General features: G+C 43.6%; 12 protein-coding genes and 1 pseudogene. 7 read left to right on the forward strand and 6 right to left on the reverse strand.

Annotated features, from left to right (window positions below):
* Positions 1–92: 92 nt before the first annotated feature.
* The 4 genes from QVP90_RS13030 to QVP90_RS13045 all read left to right on the forward strand — a co-directional run bounded on the left by QVP90_RS13030 (position 93) and on the right by QVP90_RS13045 (position 3,830).
* Positions 93–392, forward strand: coding sequence for an FtsB family cell division protein (locus QVP90_RS13030; protein ID WP_021936668.1), 300 nt, complete (start codon positions 93–95; stop codon positions 390–392).
* Entirely contained in the window at positions 393–728 is a 336-nt protein-coding gene (locus tag QVP90_RS13035; protein ID WP_005930178.1) for a hypothetical protein, read from the forward strand. It begins immediately after the preceding gene.
* Between the two features lie 472 nt (positions 729–1,200).
* Entirely contained in the window at positions 1,201–1,689 is a 489-nt protein-coding gene (locus tag QVP90_RS13040; protein WP_021936669.1) for a T9SS type A sorting domain-containing protein, read from the forward strand.
* Complete coding sequence (locus tag QVP90_RS13045) at positions 1,686–3,830, forward strand: carbohydrate-binding domain-containing protein (RefSeq protein WP_021936670.1); 2,145 nt, start codon at positions 1,686–1,688, stop codon at positions 3,828–3,830. Before QVP90_RS13040 ends, QVP90_RS13045 begins: the two co-directional genes overlap by 4 nt.
* Before the next feature lie 79 nt (positions 3,831–3,909).
* Here the strand turns inward: QVP90_RS13045 and QVP90_RS13050 are convergent, their stop codons facing one another.
* Together QVP90_RS13050 and QVP90_RS13055 are read right to left on the reverse strand one after the other, a co-directional pair.
* Complete coding sequence (locus tag QVP90_RS13050; RefSeq protein WP_005930170.1) at positions 3,910–4,521, reverse strand: OmpH family outer membrane protein; 612 nt, start codon at positions 4,519–4,521, stop codon at positions 3,910–3,912.
* Between the two features lie 28 nt (positions 4,522–4,549).
* Complete coding sequence (locus QVP90_RS13055) at positions 4,550–4,783, reverse strand: hypothetical protein (protein WP_005930166.1); 234 nt, start codon at positions 4,781–4,783, stop codon at positions 4,550–4,552.
* 161 nt (positions 4,784–4,944) lie between these two features.
* On the opposite strand from QVP90_RS13055, the gene QVP90_RS13060 reads away from it, so the two are divergent.
* From QVP90_RS13060 to QVP90_RS13070, 3 genes are all read left to right on the forward strand, one after another.
* On the forward strand, positions 4,945–6,405 hold the full coding sequence (locus QVP90_RS13060) for an aminoacyl-histidine dipeptidase (protein ID WP_021936671.1): 1,461 nt from the start codon (positions 4,945–4,947) through the stop codon (positions 6,403–6,405).
* Positions 6,406–6,478: 73 nt separating this feature from the next.
* A complete protein-coding gene (locus QVP90_RS13065; RefSeq protein ID WP_005930162.1) occupies positions 6,479–7,915 on the forward strand; it encodes a hypothetical protein in 1,437 nt (478 codons plus the stop codon).
* Positions 7,908–8,954: an endonuclease/exonuclease/phosphatase family protein gene (locus tag QVP90_RS13070; RefSeq protein ID WP_021936672.1), complete on the forward strand. Its 1,047-nt coding sequence runs from the start codon at positions 7,908–7,910 to the stop codon at positions 8,952–8,954. Before QVP90_RS13065 ends, QVP90_RS13070 begins: the two co-directional genes overlap by 8 nt.
* Before the next feature lie 182 nt (positions 8,955–9,136).
* Here the strand turns inward: QVP90_RS13070 and QVP90_RS13075 are convergent, their stop codons facing one another.
* The 4 genes and pseudogenes from QVP90_RS13075 to QVP90_RS13090 all read right to left on the reverse strand — a co-directional run.
* A complete protein-coding gene (locus QVP90_RS13075; RefSeq protein ID WP_021936673.1) occupies positions 9,137–10,672 on the reverse strand; it encodes a sulfatase in 1,536 nt (511 codons plus the stop codon).
* Between the two features lie 108 nt (positions 10,673–10,780).
* The gene (locus tag QVP90_RS13080; protein ID WP_264380994.1) at positions 10,781–12,595 is read right to left on the reverse strand and encodes an alpha-L-fucosidase; all 1,815 of its coding nucleotides are present in this window, start codon (positions 12,593–12,595) and stop codon (positions 10,781–10,783) included.
* A gap of 13 nt (positions 12,596–12,608) precedes the next feature.
* The gene (locus QVP90_RS13085; RefSeq protein ID WP_264381117.1) at positions 12,609–15,275 is read right to left on the reverse strand and encodes a glycoside hydrolase family 2 protein; all 2,667 of its coding nucleotides are present in this window, start codon (positions 15,273–15,275) and stop codon (positions 12,609–12,611) included.
* Positions 15,275–16,004: pseudogene (locus QVP90_RS13090) on the reverse strand (glycosyl hydrolase family 95 catalytic domain-containing protein); the annotation flags it as partial. The pseudogene QVP90_RS13090 and the gene QVP90_RS13085, both read right to left, overlap by 1 nt.

Here is a 16,004-nt window from a genome sequence, read left to right on the forward strand (position 1 = left end):
AGTAATAAGTGATGAGTGAGAAGTTTTAGCCGGGAAGTGGCAAGTTTTAAGTTATAAGTTTTATCTTTGCATACGGAATTAAAGGAGAAGTTATGGGCAATTTACTAACAATCTGGGAGTTTATCGGTAAACACAAATACCTCATCACTGTGTTGGCTTTTGCAGCCATCATCGGTTTTCTGGACGAAAACAGCGCCATCCGGCGTATCGGATATACACGTGAAATCAGTCGGTTGCAAAGCGAAATCGAAAAATACCGTGCCGACTACGAAGAAAACACAAAGAAACTCAACGAGCTAAGCAGTAATCCTGATGCCATCGAGCAAATAGCACGTGAAAAGTATCTGATGAAGAAACCCAATGAAGATATTTACGTATTTGAAAATAAATAAATGAAACAACTCGTACCCGCACTTTTTGCCGTAGGCGCTCTTATGGCTCTTGTAGGAGCAGCAGTATTCATCACCGGATGGATTTATGCACCTTATATATATACCATCGGAGCTGGCTTTGTAGCTCTTGCCCAAATCAATACTCCGGTAAAGGGGAAAAGCAAAACATTGAAACGCTTGCGCATCCAGCAAATATTCGGCGCCGTCGCATTAGTGCTGACCGGAGCTTTCATGTTCTCTACCCGGGGAAATGAATGGATCGCCTGTCTTACCATCGCTGCCATTCTGGAACTTTACACGGCTTTTCGCATTCCACAAGAAGAAGCCAAGCTATAATAAAAGTTTTCTCATCATTTTTTTATTTACCTGGGAGCCTGCTTAAATTTTACTCAGTATTATTTTGAGAGGAAAATTCAAACAGACCCTTCTATGTTCGATATAAAAATTTACCCCGGTTTCCCCTCTTTCCAAGATCTCATTACTACCACAAGGAAATCCTCTAATCATAAATATTAAGTATTTCTGTAAACACCTCAAAATCTCAGTATTGGCAGATAAAAAAGACCTGTTGATTGATTTTAATTGTTATTTAATATAAAAATACTCAATTTCGATTAAAACTTAGAGCCGGTTTAAATTTTGCTCAGCATTCTTTTAAGAATCATTATTTAAGGATATTTTTCTGTTTTCAGAGGAGGATAACGGGCTATCTGACGAGTGAAAACAAGGAAACAGGCCGAAAATAAACTCAAAAACTGATAAAACTTTTAGAGGAAAATTTAGACAAGTTCTTAATACGCTAAAAAATATGAATCGAATCAGAGTATTACCATCAATCATTCTCGGATGGCTATTTATGATAAATGTATATCATATACAAGCACAAGAGAATTTAATCATCAATCTGAATGATGGCACGGAACAGACTTTCCGTCTATCCGAGATCAGGAAACTGGCTTTTCAGAATGGCTCACTATGGCTGAACCGGCTGAACGGAGAGGAAAGCTCCTTTCACTATTCAGAAGTACGGACAATTACTTTCAGTAACGGAACCACAGGCATCAGTAATTCTCTTACCGGAGAACAGAATGTTTACATCTTTGTAGATCCATCCACAAAAAATGTACAGATCAGAAACATAGCAAAAGGTACTACCGCAGTTGTTTACGGGCTGGATGGAATGAAAATTTTTCAAGATCAAGTCAGCGAAACCGGCTATTTGGATACAGACCGTTTGGTTCCCGGAATTTATCTGCTGAAAATAGACCACCATGTATTCAAATTCAGACGACCATGAAACGGATTATTTTATTATCAGGAATTTGTGCGTTGTGTATACAAAGTATACTGGCGCAAGAAAAGATGTTTGTACATCGCTCAGACAAAATAACCCAAGGAGTTCTCCTGTCAGTTCTCGACAGTATGACATTTGTAAATGAAGCCGTACTTTTACACTTGCACGATCAAGATGCCCCTACGTATTCCATGACCGAAATAGATAGTCTGAGTTTCGGAGACAATTCTCTGCAAATAAAAATCCTCTATTCCGATACCGGAATAGAGATTGTTAATCCATTGGCTTTCGAAGGTGTTTCAATTTCCGTAGATGACGGAAATGTTATCATAACATCCACCATCTCCGAGGAAGTAGAATACATACTTACCGGAACTATTTCCAATGGAATGTTTAAGATTTATAGCGATAAAAAATTTATATTGACACTGAACGGAGTAAATATAACGAATGCAGACGGCCCGGCCATCAATATCCAATCGGGTAAAAAGGTCACAGTCAATTTGACGGAAGGTACGATAAACACATTAACAGACGGAAAGAAGTATGCCGACTCCGGTTCAGAAGACATGAAAGGATGCTTCTTCAGTGAGGGTCAACTGATTTTCAATGGAGAAGGTGCTCTATATGTACAGGGTAATAAAAAGCATGGCATTTGCAGTGATGATTATTTATTAGTAAATTCCGGAAACATAACAATTACCGGAGCCGCTTCCGATGGGATTCATGCCAACGATTACATCCGTATCGACGGAGGTTCGGTAACAGTAACCTCCGATAGTGACGGACTCGACGGAGACGAAGGATACATTGAAATCAACGGAGGAAAAGTTCAAATAACTTCTACTTCCGACGATGTAAAAGGCATTAAATGCGACGGCACTTTCACCATGAACGGAGGTGAAATTCATATGTCGGTATCCGGTAACCAATCCAAAGGGATCAAAACCAAAAACGATCTCCGGATTAATGACGGAACAATACATATCCAGACTACCGGTTCGGTAGCAGTTGTTGATAACGATCCTTCCTATTGTACAGGTATCAAATGTGACCAAACGGTTTATATAGCAGGAGGCAACATCATTATCACAAGTACCGGAACAGCAGGAAAAGGAATATCGACAGACGGTGACCTGGTTATTTCAGGCGGCGATGTCCAAATCACAACCTCCGGTAACGGAGGAACGTATACGAATACCAACAGTATACTCGATTCTTATTCGGCCACTTGTATGAAAAGCAACGGTAACATACATATCACAAACGGCACAGTTACAATGAAGAGTACAGGTAGTGCAGGTAAGGGAATTTCGGCCGACGGTGAAATTGTTTTCGGTGCAGTAAATGCCGAAGGCCCCGTTGTTGACGCCACTACAACCGGAGCTAAATTCCTGGTTTCCGGACATGGAGAAAACGCAGATTATGCCAACCCGAAAGCAATAAAATGTATCGGAGACCTTACATCCCATTCGGGCACATTTACAATCCGCTGTACACAAGACGGAGGAGAAGGCATGGAAAGTAAAGATGTCCTAACCATTAATGGTGGAATTTACGACATAGAAACTTATGACGACGCTATTAATGCAGCCAATCAAGTAGTGATAAACGGCGGATATATCTATTGTTATTCATCCGGCAATGACGGTATCGACTCTAATGGCACTCTGACCGTAACCGGTGGTATTGTGATCGCATCCGGCACAAACAGTCCGGAAGAGGGATTCGATTGTGACAGGAATACATTCTCTATCACAGGAGGAGTGCTAATAGGTACGGGTGGCTCGAGTAGCACTCCTACTTCATCGGCTTGTAGTCAACGTTCCGTGTTATATAGTGCATCATCAGCAACATCCGGCAATCTGATCAACATACAAGATGCAAACGGTACGAATGTGTTTACGTATAAATTGCCGCGTTCTTATCAGACAATGACTCTATTATTCAGCAGTGCCGACCTGAAAGCCAATACCAATTACACGATCTATACAGGAGGCAGCATCTCCGGTGGAGAAGATTTCCATGGCTACTACACAGGAGCCGTGTACACTCCCGGAACGAAAACAACCACTTTCACCACCAGCTCAATGGTAACGACAATTGGTAGCAGTGGCGGTGGCGGCGGCAGGCCCGGACATTAATTCCGAATCCGCGAATATAAAAAAGGGGCATAAATGCAGTTGATGCATTTATGCCCCTTTTTCTATAAATATCTTAAAATTATTTTTTAGCAGCAGAAGTATATCTTGCATTCAAGCCATCGATAATCTCTTGTGTGATATTGAATGAACTATCGGCATAAAGCAAGTTATCAAAACCGGTATTACTAAGAATCAAATTGTAACCTTTCGTCTTGTTATACTCTTTCAGAAAAACATTGATAGAGTCACGCAACTGCAAACTGTTCTTCTGTGTTTCGGCAGCCAACTCATTAGTCAATTTATTCTGTAATGCCTGCAAATCCTGTTGCATCTTCATCAAACGGTTATATTCCTGCTGAGCTCTCTCCGGAGAAATAAACGCATTGTTTTCGTATTTCTTCTGGAATTCTTTCTGATCCTTGTCAAGAGTAGCAGCCTTCTGATTCAGTGTCAAACGGATATTCTCTTCTTTCTTCATCATAGCCTCATTCAGATCAATGCAGAAGTTGTATTTGGAAAGCAGCGTATCCACTTCCACATAAGCGATCTTTAAATCACCGGATACAGTATTAGCTGTTGCTTCTCCGGCAGATGTCGTAGTTTTTGTATCAGCTTTACCAGCGCATTGTGAAAACAAAACGATAAGCGCAAGAGCAGCCAAACCGTTAATGAGGCAATTTATTCTCTTCATAACTTGTAAAAATATAGTTTTTAATTAATTAGTTCATACTATCATTCAAAGCCTTTTCAAGGGCATCAATAGAAAAGCGGGATTTCTTCTGTGCTTCACGGTCCTGAGACTGTGCACAACTAATCCCCCTATCTCTTAAAGCTTTATTGCCGCTCACATGTCCGTTAGGAAATTTTCCACCTTTCACAAAAAAGACCTTGATACCTAATAATAAGATACAAATAGTAACTATTAACAAAGTAAACAGTATTGTATTGAGCATTTCTATTAATTTTGTGGGTGCAAATATAGACTTTTGTATGGACTCAACCGCCTTTTTTATTATAAAAAAGAGAAACGGGTTCAGAAAGTAGATTTATTTTAACCATCTTTAGCAATAAGGGGTTATATTTCAAACATTCACTCAAATAAAAAGAAAAAAGAATGGAAAAACAAGAACTTAAGCCGGCAGGTGTATTCAAGTATTTTGCAGAAATATGCCAAGTACCGCGCCCTTCAAAGAAGGAAGAAAAAATTATCGCATACTTAAAAGCGTTCGGAGAAAAACATAATCTGGAGACCAAAGTTGATGAAGTCGGAAACGTTTTGATCAAGAAACCGGCCACGCCGGGAAAGGAGAATCTGCAAACCGTCATTTTGCAATCACACGTGGATATGGTCTGCGAAAAGAATAATGACGTGGAACACGATTTTCTTGTCGATCCTATCGAAACAGAAATTGATGGTGAATGGATGAAAGCCAAAGGCACGACACTCGGAGCCGATAACGGAATCGGAGTAGCCACAGAACTCGCTATTCTGGCAGATGATACCATCGAGCACGGTCCGTTGGAATGCCTGTTCACAGTAGACGAAGAGACGGGGTTGACCGGTGCATTTGCCTTGAAAGAAGGTTTCATGAACGGTGATATCCTGTTGAATCTTGATTCGGAAGATGAAGGGGAACTTTTCATCGGTTGCGCAGGAGGAATAGACTCCGTAGCCCAATTTACTTATAAGGAGGCAGATGTTCCAGCCGGTTACTTTTTCTTTAAAGTAGAGGTAAAAGGTCTGAAAGGCGGACATTCCGGTGGTGATATCCATCTGGGTCGCGGTAATGCCAACAAGATACTGAACCGTTTTCTCAGTAAAATGATAGCCAAATACGACCTGTACTTATGTGAAATTAATGGCGGTAACCTTCGCAACGCTATCCCTCGTGAAGCATACGCTGTCTGTGCCGTCCCCGAAGATGCCAAACATGATGTACGTGCCGACCTGAACATCTTTACTGCCGAAATAGAAAATGAGCTCGCAGTAACAGAACCGGATTTAAAACTTGTATTAGAATCGGAAACACCCCGTACCAAAGCTATTGACCAAGATACCACCGCCCGTCTGTTGAAAGCACTCTATGCTGTACCCCACGGAGTATATGCCATGAGTCAGGATATCCCCGGACTGGTAGAAACCTCCACCAACTTAGCATCCGTTAAGATGAAACCGGGAAATATAATCCGTATCGAAACCAGCCAGCGCAGTTCTATCCTCTCCGCCCGCGATGATATGGCGAATACCGTTCGTGCGGCTTTCCAGTTGGCAGGTGCAACTGTAACTTTCGGTGACGGTTATCCAGGTTGGAAACCGAATCCGCACTCAGCCATTCTGGAAGTGGCAGCCGCTTCCTACAAACGTTTGTTCGGTGTAGACGCTCAGGTAAAAGCAATTCACGCCGGTCTGGAATGCGGACTTTTCCTCGATAAATATCCTTCCTTAGATATGATTTCTTTCGGTCCTACACTGACGGGAGTTCACTCACCGGACGAACGTATGCACATTCCTTCGGTAGACAAATTCTGGCGTCACCTGTTGGATGTATTGGCAAATATCCCGGAAAAGAAATAATAAACAAGGTCATTCCTCGTTTATATTAGGCACGGATTCTCTAATCTGTGCCTGATTTATATAACAGCAAGATATGAAAAGAAACCCGGTATACATTCTCTTATTTTTATTGGCAAGTTTGGTATTGTTCCCGGCCTGTGATGACGAGAACTTCTCCGCCGATCCCTCTCTTGCACTCTCTTTTTCCCAAGACACGTTAAGAATGGATACCATATTAGCCGGTATCGGCACTTCCACCCATATCCTGAAAGTATATAACCGCAACAAAGAATCATTAATCATTTCATCGATCGTATTGGCAGATGCCGCCAATTCCGGATTCCGCATCAATGTGGACGGCATGAAGGGCAATTCCTTTTATGATGTGGAGATACGGAGCAAAGACAGCTTATATGTCTTTATTGAAGCAACTTTAGCTCCACAAGACAGTGACGAACCTGTCTTCCGGAAAGATTCCATCGTATTCATCACCAATACCAACCGACAGAACGTTAAGTTGCTGGCATATGGACAAGATTTTGTCTCTTTGCGCCAAAAGGAAATCACACAAGATACCCTTATCAGTTCCGCACGTCCTATCGTCATCTATGACAGTCTGAGTGTAAAGGAAGGTGCCCGCTTAACCATTGGCGCCGGAACCCGGTTCTATTTTCACGGCAAATCGAGCATCCAAGTACATGGACAACTCGTAGCAGAAGGCACACTGGAAGCTCCCGTTGTTTTCCGAGGCGACCGTACTGACAAGATGTTCTCCAACCTCCCCTATGACCGCTTGCCCGGACAATGGGACGGTATCCGTTTCCATACTTCAAGCTATGATAATTCTCTGAACTTTGTCGATATACACGGAGGAATATATGGTATCCGTTGCGACTCATCGGCTATCGACCAAAAGAAGCTGACCCTTACCAATTCCGTTATCCGGCAAGTCTCGGGAAACGGACTGGAAATGACCTCTTGCCAAGCCAGCATTGGTAACTGTGAAATCAGTAATGCCGGAAAAAATTGTGTAAGCCTGCTTGGAGGAAATTATAAATTCGTGCACTGTACGCTGGCCAATTATTATAGTTGGGATATAAAACAAGGAGTAGCCCTTGCCTTAAAAAACGAATCAGGAGAAATAGCCTATCCTATTATCAATGCGGCTTTTCACAATTGTATCATAGCCGGCTCTTCTAATGACGAAATCAACGGTTCACGCTCAGATGACTCTTCCATAGCTTTCGACTATCTTTTTTCTCACTGCCTCATCAATTCCGTAGAAGAAAAAAATGACAAGATAATCAATGTGACATGGAAAAAGGACGATAACTTTTTGCTAACAGATAAACGGGGAGAACAATTGTTCGATTTCCAGTTAACTCCAAAATCGGCTGCCATTAATATCGGACTGAGCGAAGATGCCCAAGACTTTCCTCTGGATCTGAAAGGAATGCCACGAACCATAGACGAAGCACCCGATGCCGGATGTTATGAATGGCAAGAAAAAGAAGAAGAAGAAAATGAATAGAGGAATAATTGTCTTATTATTCCTTTTCTTGTACATGCCCCGACTCACCGCTCAAGCCGATTACCCCCCTTTCCGCGTAATGTGCTGGAATGTAGAAAATCTATTCGACACCCACCATGATTCCCTAAAAAACGATTATGAGTTTCTGCCCGATGCTCTCCGCCACTGGAACTACCAGCGTTACAAAAAGAAATTAGTCAATATAGCCCGCGTCATTACTGCTGTCGGTGAATGGGTTCCACCGGTTCTGGTGGGGCTTTGTGAAGTAGAAAATGACAATGTTATGCGCGATCTGACACGCTATTCTCCTTTAAAAGAACAAGAATACCGCTATGTCATCACTCACTCTCCGGATGAACGCGGCATCGATGTAGCATTGCTCTACCAACGTGACCGTTTTAAATTACTATCCCACCGTTCCATCCCGACCGGTACTTTTAGACCGCAGAACCGCCCAACACGAGACATCCTCCATGTTTGCGGACTACTCGCCACAGGAGACAGTCTGGATGTATTAGTCGTTCATCTTCCTTCACGTTCTGGCGGAGCCAAGGTATCCGAACCCTACCGTATGTTAGTTGCCGGAAAAATCCGTTCGATAGCAGACAGTCTGCTGACTACCCGCCTACATCCTCAACTTATTATTATGGGAGACTTTAATGATTACCCAAACAATAAGTCAATAACCCAAACACTGGGTGCATTGGCCCCGCCACCCCATCCCGCCCCCTTACAGCTCTATCACCTACTTGCATCAAGAGCAGAAGCCGAAAAATACAGTTTTGGCTCTTACAAATATCAGGGAAAATGGGGATTACTTGACCACCTTATTATATCCGGTACCTTATTGGACAACTCATCACCTTTCCATACCAACGAAAAAAAGGCAAACGTAGCCCGTCTGCCTTTTCTGTTATCCAATGATGAAAAATATGGAGGAAAACAACCTTTCCGCACTTATTCCGGCATAAAATATCTGGGAGGGTACAGCGATCATCTACCTATATATACCGACTTTGAAATAATAAGAAACAATTAGGCCTCAACAATTCATGATCAGTAGTTAAGTAGTAAGTAGTCAAGTAGTAAGTAGTCAAGTAGTAAGTAGTCAAGAAAAACACATCAGGCAAATCATTTCTACTTAACTACTTGACTACTTACTACTTAACTACTTACTACTTAACTACTTACTACTTGACTACCTATAATAAAATTATTCAATTAAGAAACCGTTTTTATCTCTGTTCCATCCGGATATCTCACCGGCCTACCGGTTGATTTCAATACAGGTATGATAGCATTTGTTTTCTTCAAATGACGAGTCAAATCTTTCGCCAACTTGGCAGCGATTTTCCCGCATGCCTCCTCATTGATAAGATTGTGCAATTCCGACAGGTCATCTTTCAAATTAAACAAAGCAGAAGTCTGTGATTCATAATAATAAATCAGTTTCCAGTCTCCCTCAATAATAGCGCTTTGCGGGGCACCGGTAGTACCATGACGTTCCCCCCAATTATTGGGATAATGAAAATATAAAGGACGTTTCATATCCCCCCGTTTTCCCTTCAGGAATGGCACAAAACTTTTTCCATCCACAACTTGCGGAGTATGTATTCCTTTCTTTACCCCGGCAAGTTCCAAAATACTGGGAAAGAAATCCTCAATAATCACCGGTGTCGCATTTTCGGCAGAAGGTTGCGTCACCCCCGGCCAGTAGACGATCATCGGCTCACGAATACCTCCCTCCTTCAGTGACCCTTTTCCCTCACTTAATGGAAAGTTCTTATCCGGACGGCCTATTGTATAACCACCGTTATCCGACATAAAAATGACAACCGTATTTTGTGCGATACCTTTTTCTTCCAGATAATCCATCAGATCGCCCAAACTCTTATCCATACCTTCCACCAGTCCGGCATACTGCGCTTCTTTATGAGAAAGTTCTTTAGCAATATACTTATCATAAAACCTCTTATCGGTAGCAAATGGAGCATGAACTGCATAATGACTCATATACAAAAAGAAAGGTTTTTGCTTAAGCAGTGCCTTATCCATCAATCCTTTAGCCTCTAACGTCAAAGCTTCAGTCAAAAACGTATCCGTACCATGATACTTTTCCAGATTGGGAACGGCCCATATCTTCGCCCACTCGGGGTTTCCGGTAGCCCCGTATCCTTCTTCTCCCAAATAACTCCCCATCGCTCCGGCAGCATGTCCGGCAATGTTATAGTCGAAGCCAATTGTTAACGGATCAGCTGCCGGAGTATCCAATGATCCAAAATGCGCTTTACCCACCATCATGGTTGTATATCCGTTTTCCCGAAGCAGTTCGGGTAGACATTTGGCATAAAATGTATAAGGCACGCCCTCTTCCGGACACAAACCATTGTAATTCCAATCTCCAAATTCCAACAGATCGTTTTTGCGATCAGTAGAAACATTTTTCTTCAAGGTCCAGTTAGTTACCCGATGTCTTGCAGCATTTGCCCCGGTAAAAAGACTTACCCGCGACGGAGAGCTGATGGAATTTGCATAAGCATGAGTAAATTTCACCCCTTTTTGTGCCAACCTCTCCATATTGGGGGTATGATAAATTTCGTTCAACTTGGTGGGCTCTGCCCCGAAAGGAACTGAGGTATCCTGCCACCCCATATCATCCACCAGAAAAAGAATAATATTCGGTTGCTGAGCCACTAATGGCCCAGACAAAACCAAAGCAGAGGCGGTAGTATATAAATTACGCTTATTTATGTTCATTGTGCTCATCAATTATTTATTTAATCTAAGTTCGATATAACTTTATATTCCGTATGGCTTCCAAAAGGAGGAGAAGCTATGCTGCAGCATCCTTGTTGCAAGTGGACGTTATTTATTCACCGTTACCCCGATTTCATTTATTTCCACCACAGCAGGAGTATCTGTCGGTGTAGTAGCTTCTAATTTGATAAACCGGGCTTTCACCTTCTCCTTAAATGATACCGTTTGCGGAAGCGGATTATGCATAATGTTACTAAACTCTCCACTTGAAGGAACTTCTTTCCAATTATTACCATCCAAGCTCACAAAGAATTTATACCGGAACGCCATTGTCGGCTTGGCTTCGGCTTTGGCAGGAGCATAAGTAAAAGCCCCCAACGATACCGGACTGCCTAAATCAATAACGAGCGGAGAAGCAGAAACCTGTTTCCAAGCAGAACGCGGCAGATTGTTCCAATCGACCGTTTCACCCTCTTCCTGTAAAGGAACCGCATAAAAAGCAGCTATCTTACTGATATTGGCGGTCAGACGGCAATTCTTTATTTTAATTTTCAACCGATCGGTTTTTACTGCAGGGAAACGTAACATACGTTTATAACCTACGGTAGTCCCCTGCCCTACCTCTTTCCAGCCATCAGCAGTATGTGCCTCTACCGAAAATTCTTCCACACGCTGTCCTTTCGAAATATCCTCCTGCAACATCACTACATTGATCTCCGAACCCGATTTCAGTTTATAAATGCGTTCTTCACCCGGTTTCGCTTCCCATAACTTCTGTCCGCCTTTCACCCTGTCATCGGCAAAAGTCTGTTTACGATATTCGGCAAACTCTTTCAAACGGGTCACATCCGCTTCGTTTATCAATCCCCGGCGATCCGGCGGTATATTCAACAGTAAAACCGAATTATAACCGACAGACTGAAAATAAATATCCGTCAAATGTTTCAGGCTTTTCACCTTACTATCCTCTTCCTGATGATAGAACCAACCCGGACGAATAGAAACATCTACCTCCGAAGGATACCAGAAAAGTTCCGTTGCATTTCCGAGTATATCCCGACTTCCCAAATCCTGCGCCTTGCCAAATACCCCCAACTGTTTGTTGTTTTTCTCCGAACGGGAATAGATTCCCGGAGTAAGCACGGTAGCACTCCATTCCGTCTCGCGGCCGATTCCTTTCTCGTTGCCTACCCAGCGCACATCGTCACCCATAATAGCCATTACAGCTTTCGGTTGTAACTTCTGGATCGTTTTATAGAATGCATCCCAGTCATAAACCTGTTTCTTGCCATTAGGCCCTTCACCATTGGCACCATCGAACCACACCTCGTGCACTTCCCCATAGTTGGAAAGCAACTCTGTCAATTGCTGAATGAAAAACTCGTTATATTTCGGAGAATCCCCATAGCATGCCGCATTTCTATCCCAGGGAGACAGATACACTCCGAATTTCATGTCATACTTATCACAAGCGTCCCGAAGTTCCTTCACCACATCCCCTTTACCATTCTTCCAAGATGAAGAAGCTACCGAATGAGCCGTAGTCTTGGTAGGCCACAAACAAAAACCGTCATGATGCTTCGCCGTGAGAAGCACCATCTTAAAACCGGCTTCTTTCAATGTACGCACCCACTGCTCTGCATCCAACTGTGTCGGATTGAACAGGGCCGGATCTTCTGTCCCGTCTCCCCATTCACGACCTGTAAAGGTATTGATACCGAAATGCAGGAAAGCAGTCAGTTCCATCTGTTGCCAAGCCAACTGTTGTGGCGTCGGTACCAATCTTGCCGCCATATCCACTTTCTCTTGAAGTGTAGCACCCTGTGGAAAATCCAGATGCTTCACATAATACTCTTTTCCGTTTTGTGCCTGCCCGCTACAAACCGCAGCAAGCAGAGCCATTGATAATAAAATTTTCTTCATTGTACTTCTCTATTCATCTTTTTTCACCGAAATCCGTTTGTTGTTGTTCCACCTCTTTCAGTTTATATTGATTCAATTCCATTTGTAATCTCTTCACTTCGCGTGCACAATCTTCATCTTCCGTTTTCCCGGTAGTTTTCTTTCTGACTATCTTACCCATAGCATTCTCTTCGGCCTCATCAAAAATCAAAGGAACAGTTGCCGGATAAGTCTCTATTTCAATCGTTTCACTGGCGGGCATCTGCGTACCTTCCACCAATACGGAAGCCCGAACCTTAATCTTGCCGGGACGGGTAGTCGACTTCACCAATACAGGTGCCGTCCCCCATTGTACGGGACGTGGATTCGCCATAATGTCCTCATCACCCAAAATCGTACCTTCACCTTCAATCTCGAAACGAACGAAATAGTTATTCAAACGTTTGATATTCCCGTTTTCATCTGCCACAGCAGCTACTACCGTAACTATATCCGAGCCATTGGCTTCCATCTGCATCCCCTCATTATCAACCCACAGCAAAAGCCGGGACGGACGACGTGCCGGAGATACCCGATGAGTAGCCACCACTTTTCCATCGATAAGCCCCTCTGCAAACATATATACATCCGCCTGCTTTCTTTTACGCGACAAAGCCTTATCCTGCATAAAATCATACGCATCCTTAAACGTAATCACCGGAGACGGCATTCCCTTCTCCCTTTTCTCCTTTTTAAAATGATACTGTTTTCCCTCTTTAAATACCGTAAGACGAACCTCGTCACAATTGGAATAAACCGTCACATCTTTGGGTGAGAAAGGAGTCATCGCGTGTGCGATGTATACCATCGGCCCCGTTTCGGCTATCAAATCGCTTTTCTGCGGGCTACGTTGCGCCTGAAACATATAATACGAATACTTCGGCTGCCGGAAAGCATCCATAATCCCCCCGTAAAAAGGATCGGGATGATAGCCCCTCTGATGATCGAACGAATGCCACAGACATCCGCCGATATGCTGCCGGGTTGTCTGATACAACATCTCATAACAGGTATACGGATAAGAAGGATTCGCATACCCCTGTGCCTGAATCAGCATGGGAGTTTCTCCCCAGGCACGGCTGGCACGACTGGGAGAATTGTGCGATGACCAATCGTCCACATTATCTCCCCATTCACGGGTAAAGTAAGTAATTTCCGGATGTTCCGCTTCCTCTTTATCTACTCCTCCCAGTTGCGGGTGCTTAAAAAGTACCGGAAAATATTCGTGTCCTTTCGCTTCCGAATCACATCCTGTATAGCAATAAGGATACGGATACTCTTCCATCACGATGTTTTTCACGTTTTGTGCAAAATCCGCCGGATACCACGTCTCATTCAAAATCGGCTCCCACATCCATACGGAAGGGTGATTCCGATCCCGACGCACCATATTGCGAATATCAGAATAAACCCGTTGCGCAAATTCCGGAGCCTCATTCCAGAACTGCCATCCCGGAGTATTGACTATTACGAAAAGCCCCAATTCATCACAAGCATCCATAAAGGCGGGATCTTGCGGATAATGGGCATTTCTGATCACTTTCAATCCGGCATCCCTCAATTTCTTTGCATCCCGCCAATGCATGCCATTAGACAGTGCATTGCCCACAATCGCAAAATCCTGGTGCCGGTTAGCACCTATCAGGGGAGCTTCATAAGGTTTCCCGTTCAGCCAAAAACCGTCCTTCCCCTTAAACTCTATGCTGCGCACACCGATACGACGACGATAACCATCAATCACATTTCCTTGATTATCTTTTATATACACATGCAACTGATACAAATAGGGCGACTCCGGCGACCAGAGATGCGGAGCAGACAATTTTATCTTACTGGCACCGGAAACCGCCTTTCCTTTGCCTATGGAAAGTTTACGGCCAGCTTCACCCACTTTCCCGCCATTGGCATCGAGCAATTCATAAACCACCTTTCCATTAAAAGACTGTTTACGGTCATTTCTTACCTGAATATCCAGCAATACATCCGCGCTTTCTTCTGACACATTATTATAAGCAACAAATAATCCGCCACCCGCTACCTTATTTTCATAATTCGGATCTGTAATGTACACATCGTTATGGGCAATCAGCCAGCAGTCGCGGTAAATTCCTCCGCTATAAGTAAAATCCAGTACATCCTGCGCCTTACCGGGAGGATACGAAGGATCGTCGCTATTATCAGCACATACGGCTATCACATTGTCTTTTCCAAAATCCACATAGGCGGTAACATCCGCAATAACCGGCAGATATCCCCCGAAGTGTTCATTCACCAAATGTCCGTTAATCCAGATTTTAGATTTACCCATGATCGCCTCGAAATGCAAGAACAGCTTCTTATTCTTCCATTCATCTACCGGAGTAAAATGCTTACGATACCATACCTCTCCTTGATAATTCGTACACCCACTGGCTTCCGTCGGCTGATACTCTATTCCGTCCGGCAATGAAACCACTTCCCAGGCACTGTCTTCAAAATCCACCCGATACGCTTCAGGGGCACTTCCCTTATGGAAACGCCAGGCAGGATTCATGGAATACACCGTACGTCCGGTATCATCCAAAGGATAGAAGCCGGCCACTGAATACTGAGGCTGATAAGCCGCTTCGGCCGGTATCATCCATAACCAAAGCAATAACAATAAAAAAAGTCCTTTCTTCATCATTCTATTATTTTCTTTTTCAGTTCATTATTGTCCATTACAATCCGGTAGCTGCTACCTTTCTTTGTCTTAAAAGACAACGTCTTATCTTCGTATCTCACCGTACACGGAACACCCTTTTCAGAGGTCACTACCGCCTCTGCCAACTTGCCATCCTTCCACGAAAGATTCACTTCAAAACCGCCTCTTGCACAAATTCCGCTTACCGAACCATCTTGCCACGCATCCGGCAGTGCAGGCAGCAACTGAATGAATCCCATATGACTTTGCAGCAGCATTTCGGTGATACCTGCCGTACCTCCAAAATTCCCGTCGATCTGGAAAGGCGCATGCGTATCCCACAAATTATCCAATGTCCCATTCTTCAACAGATTGCCATACAGTTTATAAGCATGATTTCCATCCTGCAATCTTGCCCATTGGTTCAGTTTCCAACCCATACTCCATCCGGTAGCTCCATCTCCACGATGTTCGAGCACCACCCGGGCAGCCTGAGCCAATTCCGGAGTCGTCACCGGAGACAGGGTATGCCCCGGATGCAATCCGAACAGATGATTCACATGACGATGCTCGTCTTCCGGATCGTCGATGTCTCTGGACCACTCCATCAACTGCCCGTAACGTCCTATCTTATAAGGAGCCAGATGCGCAAGCACATACTCCCACTCTTTTCGTTCTTTCTTGTCCACTCCCAGCACCTTACTTGCTTCAATGGCATTCAGCAGGATT

Origin of the sequence: Bacteroides sp. CAG:189 (assembly GCF_000432295.1) — a bacterium.
Classification (GTDB): Bacteria; Bacteroidota; Bacteroidia; order Bacteroidales; family Bacteroidaceae; genus Bacteroides; species Bacteroides salyersiae.

Excerpts from the sequence above, each read along its gene's own strand:
- QVP90_RS13080 (WP_264380994.1), bottom strand. The coding sequence starts at position 12,595 with ATGAAGAAAATTTTATTATCAATGGCTCTGCTTGCTGCGGTTTGTAGC.
- QVP90_RS13055 (WP_005930166.1), bottom strand. The coding sequence starts at position 4,783 with ATGCTCAATACAATACTGTTTACTTTGTTAATAGTTACTATTTGTATC.
- QVP90_RS13065 (WP_005930162.1), top strand. The coding sequence starts at position 6,479 with ATGAAAAGAAACCCGGTATACATTCTCTTATTTTTATTGGCAAGTTTG.
- QVP90_RS13040 (WP_021936669.1), top strand. The coding sequence starts at position 1,201 with ATGAATCGAATCAGAGTATTACCATCAATCATTCTCGGATGGCTATTT.
- QVP90_RS13060 (WP_021936671.1), top strand. The coding sequence starts at position 4,945 with ATGGAAAAACAAGAACTTAAGCCGGCAGGTGTATTCAAGTATTTTGCA.
- QVP90_RS13085 (WP_264381117.1), bottom strand. The coding sequence starts at position 15,275 with ATGAAGAAAGGACTTTTTTTATTGTTATTGCTTTGGTTATGGATGATA.
- QVP90_RS13045 (WP_021936670.1), top strand. The coding sequence starts at position 1,686 with ATGAAACGGATTATTTTATTATCAGGAATTTGTGCGTTGTGTATACAA.
- QVP90_RS13030 (WP_021936668.1), top strand. The coding sequence starts at position 93 with ATGGGCAATTTACTAACAATCTGGGAGTTTATCGGTAAACACAAATAC.
- QVP90_RS13070 (WP_021936672.1), top strand. The coding sequence starts at position 7,908 with ATGAATAGAGGAATAATTGTCTTATTATTCCTTTTCTTGTACATGCCC.
- QVP90_RS13050 (WP_005930170.1), bottom strand. The coding sequence starts at position 4,521 with ATGAAGAGAATAAATTGCCTCATTAACGGTTTGGCTGCTCTTGCGCTT.
- QVP90_RS13035 (WP_005930178.1), top strand. The coding sequence starts at position 393 with ATGAAACAACTCGTACCCGCACTTTTTGCCGTAGGCGCTCTTATGGCT.
- QVP90_RS13075 (WP_021936673.1), bottom strand. The coding sequence starts at position 10,672 with ATGAACATAAATAAGCGTAATTTATATACTACCGCCTCTGCTTTGGTT.